This is a genomic window from Enterococcus bulliens, from assembly GCF_053761865.1.
The window spans coordinates 59,745-81,363 of sequence record NZ_JBSMXK010000003.1; the positions used below are offsets into that span (position 1 = coordinate 59,745).

21 protein-coding genes are annotated in these 21,619 nt (G+C 38.5%); 5 read left to right on the forward strand and 16 right to left on the reverse strand.

Going from position 1 to position 21,619, the window contains the following annotated elements; genetic code table 11:
* Positions 1 to 65: 65 nt before the first annotated feature.
* On the reverse strand, positions 66 to 1,442 hold the full coding sequence (locus ACWOEC_RS02540; protein WP_455305721.1) for a hemolysin family protein: 1,377 nt from the start codon (positions 1,440 to 1,442) through the stop codon (positions 66 to 68).
* 108 nt (positions 1,443 to 1,550) lie between these two features.
* On the reverse strand, positions 1,551 to 2,660 hold the full coding sequence (locus tag ACWOEC_RS02545) for an AI-2E family transporter (RefSeq protein WP_455305723.1): 1,110 nt from the start codon (positions 2,658 to 2,660) through the stop codon (positions 1,551 to 1,553).
* Positions 2,661 to 2,825: 165 nt separating this feature from the next.
* On the opposite strand from ACWOEC_RS02545, the gene ACWOEC_RS02550 reads away from it, so the two are divergent.
* A complete protein-coding gene (locus ACWOEC_RS02550; protein WP_455305725.1) occupies positions 2,826 to 3,374 on the forward strand; it encodes a metal-dependent hydrolase in 549 nt (182 codons plus the stop codon).
* Positions 3,375 to 3,406: 32 nt separating this feature from the next.
* Here ACWOEC_RS02550 and ACWOEC_RS02555 read toward each other — a convergent pair whose 3' ends face one another.
* Entirely contained in the window at positions 3,407 to 3,724 is a 318-nt protein-coding gene (locus ACWOEC_RS02555) for a CHY zinc finger protein (RefSeq protein ID WP_455305727.1), read from the reverse strand.
* A gap of 73 nt (positions 3,725 to 3,797) precedes the next feature.
* Here ACWOEC_RS02555 and ACWOEC_RS02560 point away from each other — a divergent pair, with 73 nt between their 5' ends.
* Positions 3,798 to 4,343, forward strand: coding sequence for a biotin transporter BioY (locus ACWOEC_RS02560; protein ID WP_455305729.1), 546 nt, complete (start codon positions 3,798 to 3,800; stop codon positions 4,341 to 4,343).
* 43 nt (positions 4,344 to 4,386) lie between these two features.
* On the opposite strand, the gene ACWOEC_RS02565 is transcribed toward ACWOEC_RS02560, so the two are convergent.
* From ACWOEC_RS02565 to ACWOEC_RS02605, 9 genes are all read right to left on the reverse strand, one after another.
* A complete protein-coding gene (locus tag ACWOEC_RS02565; protein WP_455305731.1) occupies positions 4,387 to 5,361 on the reverse strand; it encodes a YhgE/Pip family protein in 975 nt (324 codons plus the stop codon).
* On the reverse strand, positions 5,303 to 5,572 hold the full coding sequence (locus tag ACWOEC_RS02570) for a hypothetical protein (RefSeq protein WP_455305733.1): 270 nt from the start codon (positions 5,570 to 5,572) through the stop codon (positions 5,303 to 5,305). The genes ACWOEC_RS02565 and ACWOEC_RS02570 overlap by 59 nt, the downstream gene beginning before the upstream one ends.
* 227 nt (positions 5,573 to 5,799) lie before the next feature.
* Entirely contained in the window at positions 5,800 to 6,036 is a 237-nt protein-coding gene (locus tag ACWOEC_RS02575) for a hypothetical protein (RefSeq protein ID WP_455305735.1), read from the reverse strand.
* Positions 6,037 to 6,045: 9 nt separating this feature from the next.
* Positions 6,046 to 6,600, reverse strand: coding sequence for a hypothetical protein (locus ACWOEC_RS02580; protein ID WP_455305737.1), 555 nt, complete (start codon positions 6,598 to 6,600; stop codon positions 6,046 to 6,048).
* 65 nt (positions 6,601 to 6,665) lie between these two features.
* The gene (locus ACWOEC_RS02585; protein WP_455305739.1) at positions 6,666 to 8,114 is read right to left on the reverse strand and encodes an amino acid permease; all 1,449 of its coding nucleotides are present in this window, start codon (positions 8,112 to 8,114) and stop codon (positions 6,666 to 6,668) included.
* Positions 8,115 to 8,126: 12 nt separating this feature from the next.
* Positions 8,127 to 9,536 (reverse strand): C69 family dipeptidase, encoded by a 1,410-nt coding sequence (locus ACWOEC_RS02590; RefSeq protein WP_455305741.1) that lies wholly within the window; start codon positions 9,534 to 9,536, stop codon positions 8,127 to 8,129.
* Positions 9,537 to 9,555: 19 nt separating this feature from the next.
* Positions 9,556 to 10,890 carry an aminopeptidase C gene (locus tag ACWOEC_RS02595; RefSeq protein WP_455305743.1) on the reverse strand — a complete coding sequence of 445 codons (1,335 nt, stop codon included), beginning with the start codon at positions 10,888 to 10,890 and terminating at the stop codon, positions 9,556 to 9,558.
* Positions 10,891 to 11,017: 127 nt separating this feature from the next.
* Positions 11,018 to 11,449 (reverse strand): threonine/serine exporter family protein, encoded by a 432-nt coding sequence (locus ACWOEC_RS02600; protein ID WP_297078989.1) that lies wholly within the window; start codon positions 11,447 to 11,449, stop codon positions 11,018 to 11,020.
* Between the two features lie 13 nt (positions 11,450 to 11,462).
* Complete coding sequence (locus tag ACWOEC_RS02605) at positions 11,463 to 12,209, reverse strand: threonine/serine exporter family protein (RefSeq protein ID WP_455305745.1); 747 nt, start codon at positions 12,207 to 12,209, stop codon at positions 11,463 to 11,465.
* Positions 12,210 to 12,390: 181 nt separating this feature from the next.
* Between ACWOEC_RS02605 and ACWOEC_RS02610 the strand changes: the two genes are divergently transcribed.
* Positions 12,391 to 12,606, forward strand: a complete 216-nt coding sequence (locus ACWOEC_RS02610) for a hypothetical protein (RefSeq protein ID WP_455305747.1) — start codon at positions 12,391 to 12,393, stop codon at positions 12,604 to 12,606.
* Positions 12,575 to 13,006: a GNAT family N-acetyltransferase gene (locus tag ACWOEC_RS02615; protein WP_455305749.1), complete on the forward strand. Its 432-nt coding sequence runs from the start codon at positions 12,575 to 12,577 to the stop codon at positions 13,004 to 13,006. Before ACWOEC_RS02610 ends, ACWOEC_RS02615 begins: the two co-directional genes overlap by 32 nt.
* A gap of 32 nt (positions 13,007 to 13,038) precedes the next feature.
* Here the strand turns inward: ACWOEC_RS02615 and ntdP are convergent, their stop codons facing one another.
* From ntdP to ACWOEC_RS02630, 3 genes are all read right to left on the reverse strand, one after another.
* On the reverse strand, positions 13,039 to 13,572 hold the full coding sequence (gene ntdP, locus ACWOEC_RS02620; protein WP_016185709.1) for a nucleoside tri-diphosphate phosphatase: 534 nt from the start codon (positions 13,570 to 13,572) through the stop codon (positions 13,039 to 13,041).
* Between the two features lie 95 nt (positions 13,573 to 13,667).
* Positions 13,668 to 14,813 carry an A/G-specific adenine glycosylase gene (gene mutY, locus ACWOEC_RS02625; RefSeq protein WP_455305751.1) on the reverse strand — a complete coding sequence of 382 codons (1,146 nt, stop codon included), beginning with the start codon at positions 14,811 to 14,813 and terminating at the stop codon, positions 13,668 to 13,670.
* Positions 14,803 to 15,594 (reverse strand): RecX family transcriptional regulator, encoded by a 792-nt coding sequence (locus ACWOEC_RS02630; protein WP_455305753.1) that lies wholly within the window; start codon positions 15,592 to 15,594, stop codon positions 14,803 to 14,805. The genes mutY and ACWOEC_RS02630 overlap by 11 nt, the downstream gene beginning before the upstream one ends.
* Before the next feature lie 102 nt (positions 15,595 to 15,696).
* Here ACWOEC_RS02630 and rlmD point away from each other — a divergent pair, with 102 nt between their 5' ends.
* On the forward strand, positions 15,697 to 17,067 hold the full coding sequence (rlmD, locus tag ACWOEC_RS02635; protein WP_455305755.1) for a 23S rRNA (uracil(1939)-C(5))-methyltransferase RlmD: 1,371 nt from the start codon (positions 15,697 to 15,699) through the stop codon (positions 17,065 to 17,067).
* 155 nt (positions 17,068 to 17,222) lie between these two features.
* Here the strand turns inward: rlmD and ACWOEC_RS02640 are convergent, their stop codons facing one another.
* Entirely contained in the window at positions 17,223 to 21,554 is a 4,332-nt protein-coding gene (locus tag ACWOEC_RS02640) for a PolC-type DNA polymerase III (protein ID WP_455305757.1), read from the reverse strand.
* Between the last annotated feature and the right edge of the window lie 65 nt (positions 21,555 to 21,619).

Consider the following 21,619-nt stretch of genomic DNA (forward strand, 5'->3'; position numbering starts at 1 on the left):
TAACAACTGGTTTAGTATAGCATGAAATAAAGACGAAAAAAAGAAGAAGCACACGGCTTCTTCTCTTAACGACGAGGTTCATCATCATCAAATTCTTTTTTGAAAAAGCGACGTTCCTCTTCAGGTTCGATTTCTTTTTCTTCATCCTTTGAAAAGATCACACGGATTTTTAATACCCGACTGCCTTCCATCTCTTCTGTGATCAAGGTCAAATGATCAATTTCAAACGATAATTTTTCATCTTTGTCTGGAATCGTACCAAGTGCGGTGATCAAATAGCCGGCCATCGTATCGACATCCGACATATGCAACGTGGTCTCAAAGACTTCATTGAAGTCTTCGATCAACATCCGTCCTTGGATCAGATACTCTTGATCATTGATTTTTTCATAAAGATTCTCGACTTCATCCGTTTCGTCATCGATTTCACCAACGATCTCTTCTAGTAAATCTTCCAGTGTCACAATCCCAACGACACCACCATATTCATCTAATAAGATCGCCATTTGATTTTGTGTTCGTTTTAATTCATATAATAAATCATCGATAAAGACCGTCTCAGGAACAAATAACGGCTCTTGTAAAATCGATTGTAGGTTCAATTGATCAAACCCAACTTGAAATGCGACTTTTAGTAAATTTTTAGTGTGTATCACACCAACGATCTTATCCTTATCTTCATTGTAGACAGGAATACGAGAATAGTTTTCCGCTAGCATGGCTTCTAAACTTTCTTCCATTGGATCATTGATATCGATCATAAACGCATCCGTTCTTGGGACCATCACTTCTCGTGCTACTTTGGTATCTAAAGAAAAGACACCTTGCAACATTTCTAATTCATCATCTTCTAAGACGCCTTCTGTTTCAAGCATATAGCGCATCTCATCACGCGTCATTTTTGAATCCTCATCATCAAACTTCATCGGTGTCAATTTAGATAAAAGCGAAGTCGATGCAGATAAGAACCAAACAAAGGGTGTCATTACTGTACCCAACACACGAATGACGCCTGAAGTAGCTTGAGCAACTTCTTCAGATTTATTTAAAGCGATTCGTTTTGGATACAACTCTCCAAATACGATAGATACATAAGTTAAAGCGGCTAATACAATTAAATTAGCTAAACTTCTCGCAGCTGTACCCGTTCCTAAAACTGGGGTCAATTTTGCAGTCAAACTTTCGGCCAACGCCGCACCAGATAAAATATTGACTAGAGTAATCCCGACTTGGATCGTCGATAAAAAGTTCGTTGGATTATTCAATATTTTAAGTAATTTTTTTGACTTTATATTCCCTTCTTCGGCTTTTTGTTCCACTCGATTTTTGTTGATCGAAACCATCGAGATCTCGGCTGCAGCAAAAAACGCATTGATCAACGTTAAGATAACTAATAATAAAATTTGCGCTAAAAGCGACTGACTATCAGGGTCAGCATTCATAGTTGCATTCTCTCCTTATTCTGTTTTGTTCATTTTATAAAAAAAAAGCATGGATAAATCCACGCTCAAATCGTATCATAAAGCAAAAATCTTTGCAACGAAATCTTCTTATGTGTCGATCTCTAACGGCCCTTTTTTCGTTTCTTTAATGATTTTAATCACAAAAATAATCACCGTACGACAAATCGCATAAAACGGAACCCCTAAAAAGATCCCCAATAGTCCTGCAAGATTGCCTGCTACAAGTAAGACAATGATGATGGTTAATGGATGGATTTTTAACGTCTTTCCAATCACATTTGGATAAATGATATTACCATCTAACTGTTGGACGATCAACACGACGACACAACATAACAACGCTTTAAACGGTTCGTTAAAAATCGTAACAAAAACCGCAGGCATCAAGCCTAGATATGGACCTAGATAAGGAATCAAATTCGTCAATCCTGCAATTACACCAAACAAGAATGCATAATCGACCCCCAAAATAAAATAGCCTAAAAAGGTAAAGGTTCCTACAAATAAACATTCGATAACTTGACCACTGATATAGTTAGCCAACGTTTGATTCATTTGACCAAGTAACTCAGCGATTTGAGCGCCACGCTTTTTAGAAAAAACTTTCTCTACGTTTGGAACGATTTTTCCCCCGTCTTTTAACATGTAAAACAAAATAAATGGTGCTGTCAGAATAATGATCGTCGCACTGGCTACCGTACTAAAAATCGAACCAAGACTACTAGAAAGACCGCTCAAAAACCGTTGGATCAGTGTACCGTAAGAAATATTCAATTTTTCTAACTCACCCATCAAATCAAACTTTTTGAACATTTCACTTTGTGCAAGCTTTGTGGCCCAATCTTCGACATCATTCATGAAGTTTGGAATATTCGATGCCAATTGTGCTATTTGATTGATCAAGTTGGGAATGACCGTCATAATGATCAAAACGATTGCTGCAATCAATAATAAAAAGACAATAGCAATAGCTAGAATGCGTTTGATGTGTAATCGCTTTGTCATGAATAACACAATCGGATTAAGTACGTAAAATAAAAAACCTGCAATCAATACTGGGATAAACAAAGTCGAAAAGAACGTACCGATTGGTTGAAATAAAAAATTGATTTTACTTAATACAAAGATCAAGGTTGCCAAGACTAAGATTTCAAGCGACCAATACATCAAACTTCGTTTATTTTTTTTCGTAAACATGATTTTCGCCTCCTTTTTGTTCATTATAGGCTATTTAGATGAAGATGCAAAAGGAAAGCGAAAAATCCTTAGAATTTATTTTTCATGCTACTTTTATAAATTATATTTCACGATGTTATTTTTTATGCTAAACTAGTTATCTTAACAAGAATAAAGGAGATCACTATGTTATATACGAACCACTTGTTAGTCAGCAATGCGATCGCGCTGCCAATCATGGCCCAAACCAACACGCTGAATGTGACAAATGTACTACTACTCAATCTAGGTGTGCTCTTACCAGATATCGATGAACCTCATTCAGTCATCGGGCAACGAACACTTGGATTATCAAACGTCATCAAAGCCGTCTTTGGTCATCGTGGGCTGACCCACACGATTTTTTTCCCATTGGCATTATTTTTTATTAGTGCGTTGATCACAGTAAAATTCGATGCCTTGACTTTGAGCTATTGTCTAGCCTTTGGTGCAACTTTGCATATTTTAGAAGATAGTTTTAGTCGAAACGGTGTCTATTGGTTAAAGCCACTCTCAAAATTTAAATACCACATTCCACTGTATACGACAGGCGGTGCTGTAGAAAAAACGCTTGGTGTCTGTGCGATTTTATTTATCTACTATTGCTATAGCCAAGGAAAACTCACAACAACACCTGATCCACTGATCAATCCAACGAATCTATCTCAATGGTTTGCAGTATTTTTATCTAAATAAGCCTAAAAAGATACGTCTATCACGTATCTTTTTTATTTGAAATAAATCTCGTGATGAAGAGAACATCCAGGATTAAATGCATGAGCGCAGTAAAGACAACGCTGTGTTTGGTATTGTTCATAGCTCAGTGTTTGATGACAAGCACCACACATTACCGGAGCAAGATCAGCTCGATCGATCGCATGAAAGCGATGTGTCTCCCATTCATCGTGACATTTAAAGCACGCATAGTATGTTTGACATCGTCCGCATTTTAGCGCAACGACATCTTCTTCTTTTTGATAATGACAACATCTACCAGCTTCATCTAGTTGTATTCCATAGATCTGTTGCACATAATTTATCGACATCGTTCATTTCCCCTTCCTTTTGTTAACCTATTATAATATAATAGGTTAACAAAAGGAAGGAGTTTACACAACTATGAAAACAAGAACCATTACCGCAATCGCTATGATGCTTGCGATCATCATCATTTTAGGCTTCATCCCTCCCATCCCACTAGGCATCTTACCTGTTCCTTTGGTCTTCCAAAATTTAGGGATCATGCTTGCAGGAATTTTACTAGGTGCCAAAAGAGGTACCCTCACTGTTTTTCTATTTTTAGTGTTAGTTGCATTAGGCTTTCCGATCTTATCTGGTGGTTCGGGCGGCCTCGTCGTTTTTGCCGGTGTTACAGTAGGTTACTTAGTTAGTTGGCTTTTTTGCGCAACTTTGATCGGCTTAAACCAAACAAATTTTTTGACTACACATAATGTGATCAAACAATTTTTGGTAATTTGGCTGCCTGGTGTGTTATTTGTAGACATCATGGGCTCGATTGGATTAACACTCACGACTGGCATGCCACTCATCCAAGCCTTACTTTCTAATCTCGTATTTATTCCTGGAGATACGATCAAAGCGTGTGTGGTCGTTATCGTAGCTAGACGTTTATTGACGTTGCCGTTTTTCAAAAAATTATCGTAAAGCAAAAAAATACACATCGTCTAATAAGATGATGTGTATTTTTTTATTTTACCGTTTCTAAACGATCGGTTTTTATTTTACGCCAAAATACGAGGTATAAACAACTACTAAAGACAAGTAGATACATCCCCAACGCCAAAGCTGCTTGACTAAATGCATGAGCTTGCATCCCACCTGAAATGACTTGTCTTAATCCCATCACACTGTACGTAATTGGAAATAACGGGTGTAAAAACTGATAAAATGAATTACTTATATCTAAAGGAAACGTACCGCCTGCTGAGCCAAGTTGTAAGATAAGCATCACCATCGATAACCCTTTTCCAATCGTCCCAAACGCTACGTTCAACAACGTGACTAAACTAGTCGAAGCAAGTGAAGAAACAATCGCCATGATATAAAATCCTAAAATCGTTTGATGCTGAATGTGCATCGCAAACAACATTACTGTCGCTAAGATCATCGCTTGACTTAGTGCAAAGATCACCATCAATATCCATTTTGAAGTAAACAATTCCCACGTTTTATTTGGTTTTTTGATCGCTTTTGCCATCGGATAGATCACATTGAAGGCCAAAGCGCCTACAAACAATGCTACTGAAAGAAAATACGGCGCTAAACCAGATCCATAGTTTTTAACATGGCTATACTCTGTCTTTTTTAACGTGATCGGTGTAGTAAACATGGCTATCGTTTCATCTGAAACACTAGCTTTATTTGTCACGTCTTGACCATTTGAGTTTAAACTTTTCGCTAATGTAGCTGTACCATCTACCAACGTCGTCTCTCCTGCAGTCAATTTTTGACTTCCTATAGCTAATTTTTGGCTACCATCGACAAGTTGCGTCGAAGCTGTCACAAGTTTTGAAGCTCCTTGTGTTAGCGCAGGGTTATTGGTCACTAGCTGCTGACTACCGTTTGCAACTTTCTCAGTCTCGCTTGCGAGACTATCTATGCCTTTAGCTAAAGTCGGCATTTGCTGATTTAAATGTGTGATCCCCTGTGTCAATTGCCGCACTACCACTTAGCAAACCTGGAGTAGCTGTTGCCAGTTGATTCGTTCCTACTGACAACTGAGTGACACCACTCGTATACGTGTTCACGCCGTCTTCAAGTTGACGACTACCTTCAACTAAAGAATTTAGATCATCTGTCATAGCTGGAGTTGTTTGCGCAAGTTGATTTACAGTAGTATCGACTGTCCTAAACGTATCACTAAACTGTGCCATACCTTCTCTTTATGATCTACTGGCTTATCTACTTGACTGTTACCTCGAACAATTTAGACAGTTATTTTCAGAGATCTCAAAAGCTTATATCGATATCGTCTTATTTGATGTACAAGCAGAAAGTATCTTATATTGGATCAAAACCGGGATGGTCGAATCACCTGCTGAAATCGCTCGTCTTTTGTTGACCTATAACAAAATGGGTCCTCTACGTACGATCGCATCATTTAATGAGGATTAAGGATAGTTGTTGTTTGTAAAAATTGTTGGTGGTAGCGATCAAGTTCTGACAATAGTTGTTTGTATAGTGCGATGTCATGTGCTAAAGAATGGCTCCAATCACGGTGTAGTGGCGCATGCCATAGTGGTTTATTTTCAGTGATTTTTATCGCTGTTTCAGTTAAATAAAGTCCTAACGTGGAGTGTGTGGTAAGGTAATCACTAAACCGTTCGCTATAACACATTTTCGCAACCTAAGCCAAGTCAAGTAAGACACTTTCATATGAGGTGTCTTTAGGGTAATCAGGATCATAAAGTAGCGCAATAAACGTGTGTTCATTTTGTTGCATTATCAGTAACGTCTGTATGCACTCACAGAGACACCAGATCTTTCGTTCTAAGCGATTTTCAAAATGTCCTGAATGTAACATATGCATTAATCTTTGCGTATAAGGTGCTGTTTGTTGTCGATTTTGAATACAACTACACCATTCGTTTAACAGAAGCTCTGGCTTGATATGAAATTTCACTTCGATCCACTCCAATATCAAGCCTAGTTCTTTTGCTTCTGATTTCGTCGATACTTTCATATCCATTGCTAATCCACGTGCTGTTTTAACCGTCAAGGGCATTTCGATTTGCCAACTTAACTTCAACACATACCAACATAGTCTACGGTCAAAAAGCGTCCATTTTGGATCTGTTCGAATCTTTTGTGCATAACTTGTTACAGCTGCTAAACCTGTTATCCTTTGGTTAAAATCTAACACACCCAATTTTTCTAAGACAAAAAGTTGTTCTTGATCCATGTTCTACTTCTTTCTGCTAAAAGAAAAGCCACAACATTTCTGCTGTGGCTTGACCATTATCTATCTTATTTTGGTAAATTTTCTTTCCACGCAGGTTTTTTTACTTTATAAATGATCAAAGGGATGGCAAACAAGTTCGCTACAAGTACCACAACAAAGATAAAATTCAAAAAATTATTATTGATAAAGGTGATCGTTAGCGCAAATACGACAGTTGCGATCAGCAGTCCTGCCATGAAGAATCCTAACCCATTGCCTTTTTTCCCGATTCTAAATGGATGTTCTTGCACCTTGTTTTGTTTTCGCATAGAGATAAATCCAATCGCCATCAAGCAATAGGCCATACAATATAAAACCGTACCACTATTGGTGATAATGATAAACACTTTATTGATCCCTGGAATCACAACATAAGCTCCTGCTAAAAGCGAGATCGCTACGGCTTGTACGAGCAACAAACTTTTACAAGCGTTGAATTGATTGGTTTTCCAAAACTTGAATTTTGGTGGAAAATCACCTTGTAACGCACTTTGTGTAATGGTTTTAGACGCACTGACAAACCACGTCGACATATTGGTGACTACACTGATGACAGAAAACAAACAAAAGAGTTGGACTAAAATATACGGTAATCCTAGTTCATTTGCAAAAATTTGCAATGGTTGCGCGCCATTATTCAATTGGATCTTGCCAGCTGGAATGACATTGGCTACCAAAAATGAATTGATCAATGAGAACAAAGCCAGCATCACCAAAGCGGTAATGATTCCTTTAGAATACTGTTTTGAAGGGTTATTTAAACGCGTAATGAAGACCGAAGACATCTCGATTCCTAAAAAAACGAAGATGATGCCACTAAAATACATTCCTGTACCAGACGTCAACGATTGTGGCAGTAACTTATCCATTGAAAATGGACCTAAAATACTATGTGATGAAAATCCAAATTTAATAAAGGTAATCAATCCTAAAGAAAATAGCATCAATACTGGAATATAAAGTCCTAACCATATCCCAAACTTCCCATTGATTTTCGCCATATCAAATTTCAAGTTTAACAACGTCATCGACCAAACTAAAGCTAAAATGACAATCAATGTACAAAGCGGATTTTCAACTAAATCTGGGCGCTTGATCAACAGTGCAAGCATCGGTGCAAAACCAGTTCCAACTACTACCATCGACGGAAACATGGCTGCCCAAATCAACCAAGAAGTCACAAATCCCCACATAGGGCCTAACGTATTGTTCACCCATAGCTCTGGGCCGCCTCTTCCTGGAAAAGTCGTACCAAATTCACCTGAGATTAACGCAATCGGTAAGGCAAAACATAAAGCTGCAATGGCCATATAGATAAACATGTTCCATCCTGTCGCCGTCAATGTCGAATAATAAGGACCTGCCACTAGTGCAAATGTTAACCCGATAAACGTTGGCAAACTGATTTTTGATAACGTTTTAAATGTCGAAGGAGCTGGCGTGATTGGTGTAGATTGTTTGTGTACTTGTTGCATACCTAACCCCTCCTAAACGTCTTTTGTAATATCAAATGTCAATTTAGATAATGCTAACCCTTTTTCGATCAATTCACCAATATGTTTTTTAGTTAGTGTTAGCATTTTATCGGCATTTTGTTGATTTTGTTTTGTTAAAAAGGCAACGGGATCTGTCGTCGGTTTTTCTTGATACAAACGATCGGTCTCTGCCACGCATTGGTTGGCTAAAATCGCAGCAGCTGTCAAATAATCAAAGTTGGCATAAGATAATTTTTGATAATCTCGTTCAACTAACACTGCAAGTTCTCGTGATAACCAATATGCTTGTGTATTGTCATAGGTCTTGGACGTTTTATTATATGCTGGAGCAGTATCTTCACTGTTGGTATAAAACGGTACGTATGGATTAAATGCTGTTGGTCCACTATTCAACCAAAACAAAGCGGCGATTTCTGCTGGAACATGGTTTCGTATTTCCAAAATATGTGATTCTGCTGTTCGATTCATGGCAATCGGGCGATACATTTTTGCATGAATCTGATCCGTTTCATTAAATGGATCATAGCAAGTTTCATCGTAATGTGAACTTAAAACGGCTCCAACGTCTGCTACAGTAAGTAAACGATTTGGTTTAAAGCAAAATGGCATATCACTTGCTGTAGGGTCTGTCGTATCTAACCCTAGATACTTTTGACCATACCAAACACGTGCTGTATTGTATTTACGATCCTCTTTTGAGCTAGTTCCAAAAATATGACGGAAATTAAAGCCCTCATAATCAGGATTCAAGTGATTGGTCGCCACAAATTCTTGAATGCCTTCTGAGTACATCACATTTTGGGTATCTGTAAAATCGACTTCCTCGATCAAAGATTGATTGGCGATCACTGCGCAACAATCATCTGGTAATCTTACGGCTACCCAATGATGACCACAAGGGATCTCCATATACCAAATCTCATCTTTGTCGCTGAAAATGATCCCATTTCCTTCGTGTGAACCATACTCTGCAATGATTTTAGCTGTATACGTGACACCTTCTCGTGCCGAATGGATATAAGGCAATACCATATTTAATAAAGAATCTTCGCCTAACCCCCGTTTGGTTAACGGATCGATCGCTAATACAAATGGATTTCCAAAAATACTTTCTGTCGAGCTCATCGCAATATTCAACGAATTGATGCCAGCTTCACCCATAATCCCTAGTTCTGGACGTTCACTTTCGATAAATGGGATCATGTGATACGCTAACGAATGCTCAGGATAGGTTTCTTGGTATTCTGACACTGTAGAGCGATAAGTCCCTTTGCCATTTTGATCTGCTTTTACATGAATAAATTTGACTGGTTGAATCGGTTCTTCAGCATCAGCATTGCGCGCGATCATTGTTGAACCAGTACGAGATGCTTTTTTTCCTACTAGAACAGTTGTGCACATGTTTCATCATACCTTTCTTTTATGCAATAGGATTCATTGGATTCCAAAATGGTAACGCAATTGGATCTTCTTCTAAAAGACCACGTAATGTTTCTGGTAAAAACTCTTTTTTCACAACGACTTCATAGACAAATTCACTCATCCACGCATCGTCCATCACAAAAAATCCTTTATCTCCGACTTCTCGTCCCCAACTATTTTCAACTTTCCAGCGAAGTGGTACGTCGTTGACAATATGTACCCCACCAATAACCATCGCGTGTGTTGGGAGGCTTTCACGATAAAAGAAACGTGGACCTTTAGGCATGTTTAAATTGGTATCAAATAAGGCATCAAAATCGTATAGATCATAAGACATGATCCCTTTTTGACGGTCAAAGAATTTCAAGACGTCACAACCAAAAAAGACAGGCTCACTTGCTTTTAATTGCGCGATCGTAGCTGCTTTCAGTTGTTCGATTGGAACATTCAAATACACATTTGCTAAGCCATCGACCATATTATCTGATAATTGTACCTGATACAGTTGATTAAATGGCATAGCATCGTCTGGAACGTTAATGAGTGCTACATAATCTGTCAAATCTAAGTCTAGATAATCTTGATAAAATGCTAATGGTGTCAACTGTGGATATTGTTCGAATGTATTGTCCTTGGTCCGGAACGAAAAATCGAATCGTTCTGGAGGCGTTCCTAATGCTGTGCACAGGATGGTGTACACTGTTTTTAATTGATGCTTGATATACATCTCGATTTCACAATGTTTTGCATGATTTTCTACCATCTCACGGATCGCATACGCATCTTTTCGTAACTTCCGATTCAAGATTGTGTTTAGTTCTGTCGAATCGATGCTACAACTTGTTTCATTCATCGCATAATGGGGAACAAGTCCATATTTTTCAACGATTGATAACACTAAATTCCAATCACCACCGTCTTGTTGTGGTGTGGTCAATAAATATTGGACTGTACGACTAGATAATTTTTTATTTGCTGTTGCTAAAATATGTTGATAGAAATAATTCGCCTTTTCTAATTTATCCCAAAAATAAAGATAATTTTGCGATAGTTCAAAATTGTCGATATTGTATTGTTTTTCTAGATGTGAGCGCAAGATATTTAAACAAGCAAACATCCAACAACGGCCACTGTGGTTTTGATTGGTGACTAAGTGATCGTCGATATCGACTGAGAAATTAAAATAATTTTCATCGATGGCTTGGATATTTTGGGCAGCTTTAAAGATTCCATTCGTCGTGACCGCATTTTGGGCAACACGATACTGCTTACTTTCTACATTATGCTGTATTTCCTGAATCAGTTCTTTTGTTAATCCTTTCACAATAATCACGTCCTTGTCTTCTTTTTTACACTTTTTAGGATAAAGGACGTCAAAAAAAATAACCATTGAATCCAAGTCTTGTTACATAACAGTTTTGTCATTATTCTTTTGATATCAAAAAAGACTAACAGACCCGTTAGCCTTTTTTATGTCTAAATTGCCCTAATATCGCCGCAAATGATTCATTGAAGAAAAAACCTAGTGCGATCGATACGCCGACTAAGATTGCTTGTGCTCCATAACTCAAACTTTGATTATAGTCATTTTCAGCTAATGCATTGAAGGTTTTAAATAGTAGGCTACCTGGAACGATCGGCATGATACCTGAAATCGTAAAAATCAAACTTGGACGCTCGACAAGATGACCAAGTAGCTGACTTATAACAGTCAACGCAATACAAGCTAGCAACGACGCCATTGGTGCCGAAACATAATCTGACGCACTACTATAAGCAAGTGACGTTACCATACCGCAACAGCCGCACAATAGATAATACTTTCGCTCGACTTTATTTAATATCGCTGTTGAAGAACTGACAAAAAAACTAAAAAAAGCACGTAAGAACATCGATATTTCCTCCTTAGAGCGTAATCGTTAATAAAAATGCAACTGGTAATCCTAACATTAAGGCAGTATTGATTGCTTCTACTCCTTGTGACAAACTGACGATATAATCCCCGTTGATCCCTGCTCTAATAGCATTGACCAATGTCGCCCCTGGAAATAACGGCATCATACAGCTCAAAATCAAGGCAAAAGTGTTAGGCAGTTCAAATGAACGTACACATATCATCGAACAAAGGGTAATCAAAATCGAATATAAAAAAATCGTGAATAATTTGATCTTCAAATATTTTTGGAACGTCAAGAAGCAAAAATACCCAAAACTGCCAAGTAAAAAAGACGCGAGGACTAACATCGACCAACCATTGATCAAACTATACATCGCTCCACAGATCATCTCTGCATGAAATACTTGTGTTGGAATAGAAAACGCATAATTTTTCTGATCTACAGCCAATAATGCTGTATAAAATTCTTGTAATGTCATTTTTTTGAGTGTCAAGGCCACCACTAACTCGTGGATATGACTGATTTTTTCAAAATTATACGCATAGGTATCGATTTTGATCATTTTGACATTATCTGTCGTATTGTCGATCAACATCAAGCTCGTTTGGTTCATGAAGATCGATAAATGATGGAGATCCATTTGCCCCATTACATGATACATCTCACTACGAATCTCGGCTAAATCAAAATTACATTCTAACAGCAACTTCCCATATAAAAGAAGTGTGCGAATCTTTTCCTCATTGGTTTCCATCTATTTCACCACTTTATGTTGTTTCGTTTTCTTTGACTATGAAGAAATTTATGATCCTATGCCATCGAAATCTAGATTAGATGCCAAACAATTTTGTCATCTTTTTGATCAAAATTGGGTACAAAAGGCCTACTTTTTAAACAGAATAAGGTATACTAAGAGAAACCAAGAAGGAATATGAATGCTCGCATTGCTAATTATCGATTTTGCACATGGTTTAGGATTTCATTTGTATTCATTTCCTAATGCGAGTTCAACGACAGATCATCCTGATCTGACAGCAACACAACTTATAGCATTTTACGAATCTATTTGGCAGCATCGTTTTTTTAAATTTGAAGACCCACTACAAAAGGAGTACACGAATGAACATTTACCATACGAAAAATATACATGATTCCGTCTATCAAGATGCTTTGGCCTTGCGAAAAGCCGTTTTTATCTTAGAACAACAAGTCCCGGCTGATTTAGAGATCAATGACTTAGAAGCAAAAACCATCCACTTTGTTGGATACCAACAGGATGAAGCAATCGTAACGGCTCGTATTTTGCCTTTAAGTGAAACCAAAGCTAAATTACAATGGATGGCGGTCAAAAAAAGTGCCCGCAGTCAAGGTGCTGGGGCAAAATTGATTGGTTTTATCGAAGACAGATTACGACAACAAGGTTTTACTACGATTACCCTCGGTGCACAACTTAGCGCTAAAGGATTCTACGAACGTTTAGGCTATAGTGCAGATGGTCCCATTTTTTTAGATGCTGGAATCGAGCATGTCACTATGGAAAAACGGCTATAAAAAAACACTGTCACGAGTGTGACAGTGTTTTTTTATTTTTGCGACAATTGCTTGTAGCGATCATACCAAATATCTACGTACCCTTCAGAAAAAGGACCTTCTCCATTATTGATCCAATCGACCAATATTTTGACATTTTCTTTTAAAATAAAATCGATGTCTTTTGGATAATGCATCATTTTCTTATGCAACTCGTATTCATCTACGTCTAATAAGCGTTTTTCTCCATCAGGAAATACCTTGATATCTAAATCGTAATCAATATATTTCAATGCTTCTTCATCTAATAGATAAGGAGAAGCAAGATTACAATAATAAGAGACACCTTTTTCACGGATCATCGCAATAATATTAAACCAATACTTCTTATGAAAATATACGATTGCTGGCTCTCGGGTAACCCAACGTCTACCGTCTGATTCGGTTACCAATGTGTGATCATTGACGCCAATCATTGAATATTCGCTAGTTTTTAATACCATGGTATCTCGCCACGTACGGTGCAAATTGCCATCGTGTTTGTAGCTTTGGATCGTTACAAACTCGCCTTCTTTTGGAACTCGCATAGCAATCCTTCCCTCAGCGAAACATCAACGCCTTTATTTGAGTGTAAACTCATATCACTCAATATTATAGCAATAAACAAAAACTTTGCCTAGCACTATCGCGAATGTTTTTGATTTTTTGCGATTTCATCCCACATTTTATGCTGGATTTTAGGAAAAGCATAGTCTTTTAACACATCTTGACTAAGCCATTGTCCATTTTTAAAGTGTTCGGGTTGTTGGGTACGACCATAAAAGAGCACTACATGCCAACGTAAATGACTAAACAGATGCTTGACTGTACCTAAATGGCGTGTTTGCCAGACTACTGGTAACGTTTCAAAAATTTGAGGATCTTCTTCTTCTGCAATCAGTGACAACTGTTCAACTTCTTCTTTAGCAAATTGTATACGTGCTTGTTCAAAGGTTTCTTTATCCACTTCTTGTAATGGAAAATGCCACATTTTAGCGAGCAACCCTTGATCTTCTCGTTGCTCAAACCAAAATTCTCCTTGGTTGTTTTCTACTGCCGCAGCAAGATAATAGACATCTTTTGGTTTTGCTTTTTTCGTTTTCACGGGAAAATCCGTCATTTTATTTTCTTGATAAGCTTGGCAATAGGCTTGCAATGGACATGAAGCGCAGTCAGGATTTTTAGGCGTACATATTGCTGAACCTAGATCCATAAAAGCTTGATTCATTTCTCCAGGTTCTTTTGGTGATAAAATCGCTCGTGTATATGCATCAAATACTTTGCGACTACTTGGTTTTGCGATATCTTCGTCGATACAAAACAATCGGCTCACCACACGCATGATATTCCCATCGATTGCTGGTTCAACTAAGCCAAATGCAATACTTGAAATCGCACCTGTCGTATAAGGTCCAATCCCTTTTAACTGACTGATCGCTTCTACTGTATTGGGAAATACACCGTGGTACTCTTTTTGGATCTGACGAGCAGCGACTTGTAAGTTACGTGCTCTTGAATAATAGCCTAAGCCTTCCCACATTTTTAACAGTTCTTCTTCTGGAGCATTTGCTAAAGTGTCGATCGTCGGAAATTTTTCCATAAAGCGATAATAATAATCGATCACTGTATCGACTCTAGTTTGTTGCAACATGATCTCTGAGATCCAAATACGATAAGGATCTTGATCGACTCGCCAAGGTAGATTGCGTTTGTGTCGATGATACCAAGTTAAAAATTCATGTTGAAATTGTGCGATTGTCTCCTGTGACCAAGTGACTTCATTCTTCATTTTCTCGTTCCTTTTCTAAAAATATCTGAATCCTATCTAAAGCAAAACCTTTTGTATAAAGAGCTTGCTTGATTTTTTGTTCCCGTTGATGTAGGGGTAAGCGTGCGTGACGACGAAACAATTGCTGACCGGCTTTTTCAAGCGCTACTTCTTCTTCGTCTTCATCCAGTTCAAGCGTTAATTCACTCATCACTTGCTCGATGATTGCACTATCATATCCTTTTTGCATCAATCCCATCCGGATCTTTTGCAATCGTTCTCGATGACTTTTATGATGGATTCGTTTATTTAACTTGATCGCAACCGCCTCAGCTAAGGCGACTTCATCGTCTTTAGTGTAAAACGTCAAGCCATATGCAATCGTGTCATCATCCAAACCTTTTGCCTTCATTTTTTGTTGTAGCTGTTTAGGCCCTTTGTCGCCTAGGGACAATTGTGTTCGGACAAAACTTTCTGCATAAAAGCGATCATCGATCACCTTTAATTCTTCTAGGCGTGCCAAAATTTTCGGTCGATCTTGACTGGAAAATTCTTTCTCCTTTAAATACTGATCCACTTCTTTTTTAGTACGTAACTGGTAACTGATGTAATTCATCGCCAACTGTAAGCCTCGGTCATAGCCTGATTGAGCTTGAAGTGCTTGGAACTCTTCTGGTGTGAATTCTTGATCTTTAAATAGATGAGCGGTAATTAAAAAATCCTCTGAAGCGATCAATTCATCGCCAGAATCAAAAAGGATTTTATAGTTTTTTTTCAATTTTTTTACCTGTACAATTTTCATACTTGATCCCCCTTGATGATTCTTTGACTAGTGTACCATACTTTTTTACTATCGGCTTTTCTGTGGTACAATGAAGCGAATTTACTTTTTAAAGGAGTACTTATGACAGAATTAATCGTATCAACGGGACAAACGATCCCGCTAAAAATCAAACGCCTTGGGATTAATGGTGAAGGAATCGGCTATTTTAAAAAGCTGATCGTATTTGTCCCACGTGCGCTTCCAGGTGAAGAAGTGACCGCCACAATCACGAATGCTACCCCTCGCTATGCTGAAGCTAAACTGAAAAAAATTATAAAAAAAAGCAAAGATCGAATCACGCCTCCTTGTCGTGTTTATGATGAATGCGGTGGTTGTCAGCTGCAACATTTAGCGTATAACAAACAACTTGACTTTAAACGTGACCTTTTAAAACAAGCCTTGCATAAATTTAAACCCGACCGTTATGAAGAATATGACTTACGTGCGACGATCGGGATGGATGATCCTTGGCATTATCGCAATAAAGCACAGTTTCAAGTACGCAAACAAGACGATACAGTACAAGCTGGACTTTATCAAACGAATAGTCATAATCTTGTTGCGATAGATGATTGTCTGGTACAAGAAAGTCGAACGCAAGAAGTCATCAATGCAATCGTTACCCTTTTACAACAATATAATGTCCCGATTTATGATGAACAAAAAAATAGTGGGATCGTCCGGACATTAATGGTTCGTGTGGGGATAAAAACCGATGAGCTACAAGTCGTATTTATTACAAATTCGAAAAAACTTCCTAAAAAACAAGCAATGATCGCTGCATTGACAGCCCAATTTCCTGAGATCGTTTCGATCATGCAAAATGTCCAGGATAAAAAAACCTCTATTGTCATGGGGGATGAAACGCTCCATCTTTGGGGAAAAGAAGCCATCGAAGAACAAATCAATGATGTCACCTTCGATTTATCCCCTAGAGCTTTTTTCCAATTGAATCCTAAGCAAACGAGTCGGCTGTATCAAGAAGCGATCGCAGCTTTAGATTTAAATGAAACCCATACAGTCGTCGATGCCTACTGTGGTGTGGGTACGATCGGTTTAAATATTGCATCACAAGTAAAAAAAGTACTTGGAATGGATATCGTCCCTCAAGCTATTGAAGATGCTAAACGTAATGCCAAACGTTTAGGTGCACGCAATACACTGTATGAAACAGGCACAGCTGAAGAGTGGATTCCTACTTGGGTCAACCAAGGGATCAAAATCGATCGGTTGATCGTCGATCCTCCGCGTACTGGACTAGATCAAACCCTTCTAGATACGTTGATTGCGTATCCACCTGAACAAATGGTCTATGTTTCTTGTAATGTATCGACTTTAGCGCGAGACTTAAACACTTTAGCGAAAAAATTTGACATCGAGTACTTACAATCTGTCGATATGTTTCCTCAAACTGCACGTTGTGAAGTCGTGGTGAAACTCACACGTAAATAAAAAGAAGCTATGGCAGATTTCTGCCATGGCTTCTTTTTTTAGGTGTTCTAGAAGGAGCTGTTACTTAAATAAGCCGCATCATGACCGAAATAGATAACACTATTATCGAAATGATGCAGCTTATTAGAGCTGACTACTTCTGTCACAGCCTCTTTTTAAAACATATCGAATAGACTCAACTGATTTTCATCTGGTAAATCTTTTAATACACCATTGTCTGTCATATATTCGATCAATGTCTTCGATACTTTTCCACGATTAGCCAAGTCTTCTTTTGATAAAAATGGACCATCTTTTCGTGCTTCAACGATTTGTTTGGCCACACTTAACCCTAAACTTGGGACCGCGCGAAACGGAGCCAGTAATCGGTTGCCGTCAATCACAAAATTCTCAGCATCTGACTTGTACAAATCGATCATTCCAAATTCGAAACCACGTTCTAACATTTCATTACATAGCTCCAATACTGTCAACAGATTTTTTTCTTTTGTCGAAGCATCTAAGCCTTTATCCGTGATTTCTTTCATTCGTTCTTTGACCGCATCTTTTCCTTTACTCATTGCGACTAAATCGAAATCATCCGCTCGTACCGAAAAATATGCACAATAATATAAAATAGGAAAATACACTTTGAAATACGCTACTCGCAATGCCATTAAAACGTATGCTGCCGCATGGGCTTTAGGGAACATGTACTTGATTTTCAAACACGACTCGATATACCATTCCGGTACATCTTGTTTACGCATCTCTTCTTGCCAATCATCAGGGATCCCTTTTCCCTTACGGACACTTTCCATAATTTTAAAGGCTAAGCCATCATCAAGACCAGCATGGATCAAATAGACCATGATATCATCACGACACCCGATTACATTAGCCAATGTAGATTCCCCACGACGGATCAATTCTTCAGCATTTCCTAGCCATACATCCGTTCCATGAGATAATCCAGAGATCTGTAATAATTCTGCAAATGTCGAAGGATGGGTTTGTTCTAACATTCCGCGAACAAAACGTGTACCAAATTCTGGAATACCTAGCGTTCCTGTTTTAGAATAGATCTGCTCAGGTGTCACTCCTAAGATTTCGGTTCCTTCAAAAATCCGCATCACTTCTGGATCGTCTGTCGGAATCGTTTTAGGATCGATCCCAGATAGATCTTGTAACATTCGGATCACGGTTGGATCATCGTGTCCTAAAATATCTAGTTTTAAAATATTGTCATGGATCGAATGGAAATCAAAATGGGTCGTTTTCCATTCTGAATTGACATCATCAGCAGGATATTGGATCGGCGTAAAATCATAGACATCCATATAGTCAGGAATAACAATGATTCCCCCTGGATGCTGTCCAGTCGTCCGTTTCACACCAGTTGCCCCTTTGGCTAGACGGTCGATCTCTGCGCCTCTAAAATGTAGATTATGATCACGTTCGTACCCTTTCACAAAACCATACGCCGTTTTATCAGCTACCGTACCGATCGTTCCAGCTCGATAGACATAGTCTTCTCCAAACAATACTTTCGTATAATTATGCGCTTGTGGTTGGTATTCTCCAGAAAAGTTCAAATCGATATCGGGCACTTTATCACCATGGAATCCTAAAAAGGTTTCAAACGGGATATCATGACCATCTTTTTTCAAATGACTGCCACACGTTGGACAGACTTTTTCCGGCATATCAAAACCAGAACCAAATGTCCCATCTTCATAAAACTCTGAATATTGACAATCCGGACAATAATAATGTGGAGCTAAAGGATTTACTTCTGTGATCCCTGTCATCGTCGCGACAAAACTCGACCCTACAGAGCCACGCGAACCAACTAAGTACCCGTCTTCATTACTCTTATGCACCAGTTTTTGAGAAATCAAATAGATCACGGAAAAGCCATTACCGATAATCGAATTCAATTCTTTTTCCAAACGTTTTTGTACAACATCTGGTAGAGGATCACCGTAGAGTTCTTTAGCCTTAGAATAACTCAATTCCGTAATTTCTTCTTCTGATCCTGGAATTTTCGGTGTATACAATTCATTTTTTACCGGAATGACTTCTTCGCACTGTTCAACTAAAGCGTTCGGTGCATCAACGACGACTTCTTGGGCAAGATCATTTCCTAAAAATTGGAATTCGGTCAACATTTCATCGGTCGTTCGAAAATGGACTTTTGGTAAACTGTGACGGTTTAGAGGATTGGCTCCTCCCATCGAATTGATCAAAATTTTACGATAAATCGCATCTTCTTCATTCAAATAGTGCACGTTTCCGGTTGCGATCACAGGTTTGTTTAATTTTTGACCGATATCGACTAGATTTTGAATGATTTCTTCTAGATCTGCTTCGCCTTTTACTAATTCTTGTTCGATCAAATGAGCATAAACTGGTTTTGGCATGATCTCGATATAATCGTAGAACTCTGCTAATTTTTCTGCAGCCTCGACCCCTTTTTGCATCATCGCAATAAAAACTTCCCCTTTGTCACAACCACTACCGACCAAGATCCCTTCGCGCAATTTCGTTAATTCTGAACGTGGGATTCGTGGGACTTTATCATGAAAATAATCGATATTGGACATCGAAATCAATTTAAATAGATTTTTTAATCCTGCTTGCGTTTGAACCAAAAGTGTTGCATGAAAAGGACGAGCCGATTTGTAACTGTTCTCGCCACCAACATGTCGATTCAACTCTTGATGTAAGAGCATTTGATGCTTATCCATCGCTTCTTTGATAAAGATCCATGCTAAATGTGCCGTTGCTTCCGCGTCATAAATCGCTCGGTGATGTTGTTCTAAGCTAACGCCGAATTTTTTTGTCAATACCCCTAATCCAAAACGTTTAAACTGTGGATAGAGATAACGCGCAAGCTCTAGCGTATCGATAACCGGATTATCTGCTTCTGGAATGCCGTACTTCTTATAGCTAGTATTCAAAAATCCCATATCAAACGACGCATTATGAGCAACTAAAATCGCACCTTCTGAAAATTCACGAAAGAGACGCAATACTTCTTCTTCACTTTTCGAACCACGAACCATCTCATCTGTGATCCCGGTTAAATCGACTGTTGTCTTAGATAGTGGATGTCCTGGATTGATGAATTCATCAAATGATGCTTCGATATTGCCTTTGTGCATTTTCACTGCTGCTAATTCAATGATTGAGTTGTAGACAGCTGACAGTCCAGTTGTCTCCACGTCGAATACGATATACGTCGCATTGTTTAAATCGACAGCTTGAGGATTATAAGCCACTTGTACACCATCATCTACAATATTGGCTTCAACACCATATACCATTTTGATTCCCGCGCTTTTCGCAGCATGATGGGCATCTGGGAATGATTGTGCTCCGCCGTGATCAGTGATTGCGATCGCTTTATGTCCCCATTTTGCTGCTTGGTTCACATAATCTTTGATTGAATTGGTCGCATCCATTTGACTCATATTACTATGAACATGCAATTCCACCCGCTTTTGACCTTCAGGTGCATAATCTTTACGACTTTCATGTTTCACTTCGCAAATATCTTGCGCATTCATAACCAAATCGCGCATAAAAGTATCTTCTTGGATACTTCCACGAACTCTTAGCCAACTTCCTTTTTTGATCGCTTCAAACATTTGTTCATCTGTTTCATTGTTCGAGAACTTTTTCACGATAAAAGAAGAGGTATAATCGGTCATTTTCAAAATTAAAATTTTTCGTTTTGAACGCAATTCACGTACTTCGGTATCAAATACATAGCCTTCGATCGTAATGCGTCGCTCTTCTTCTAAGATATTGCCCATAGGCATAATGGCCTCATCTTTAGGAATATTGCGTCCTAAAACGATTGGACCAGACAAAGCTTGTTTTGGTTCTTCTTTTTTCTTTTGTTCATGCGCTGCGATCGATTGTGCCGCTTGACGCATCGCTTCTTCTTGTTGCGCTTGCATCCGTTCTTGATGAGCACGCAATTCCTCGGTCGCTTGTTTAGTGTCGACCGTTGCAACAAGTTTTAACTTGGGAAAACCTAATGCCACATAATTTTGTTGGATCAGTGGAAAATATTGTTGAGTCAACATCGGTATGACCGATTCATTGCTCACTAAAACAGTCAGTTGATTGTTTTCATATGTAATCGGTTGATTGGCTACTACCCGTTGTACAAATGGTGTTTCACAATTTTTTTGTAATAAGACAGTTGACCAGTATGCTTCGATCAATTCCTTTGTCACCGTAGCTTCTTGACAAGCAATCGTGACACTTACCGTCGCAATCTCTTTAAACGCAAGTTCTAAATGCTGGACGAACCGTTGATATAAGTCGACTGGCAAAAGATCGTCAAATAAAAAATGAAAGGCCCAATGCTTGGATTGCGTATGGACGAATACTTCTGTGATATGTGCATCTTGCATTAAGGGATGCTGCTGATCAGCAAGTGGCAGTTGGATTTGCTCCAATAATACTTTAAATCTTTCTTGTGTTTCCGCCAAAAAAATTCCCTCCTTGATTCTTTTTTTGCAAATTCCGCGTTCTTTCAGTATAGCATGTTTCAACA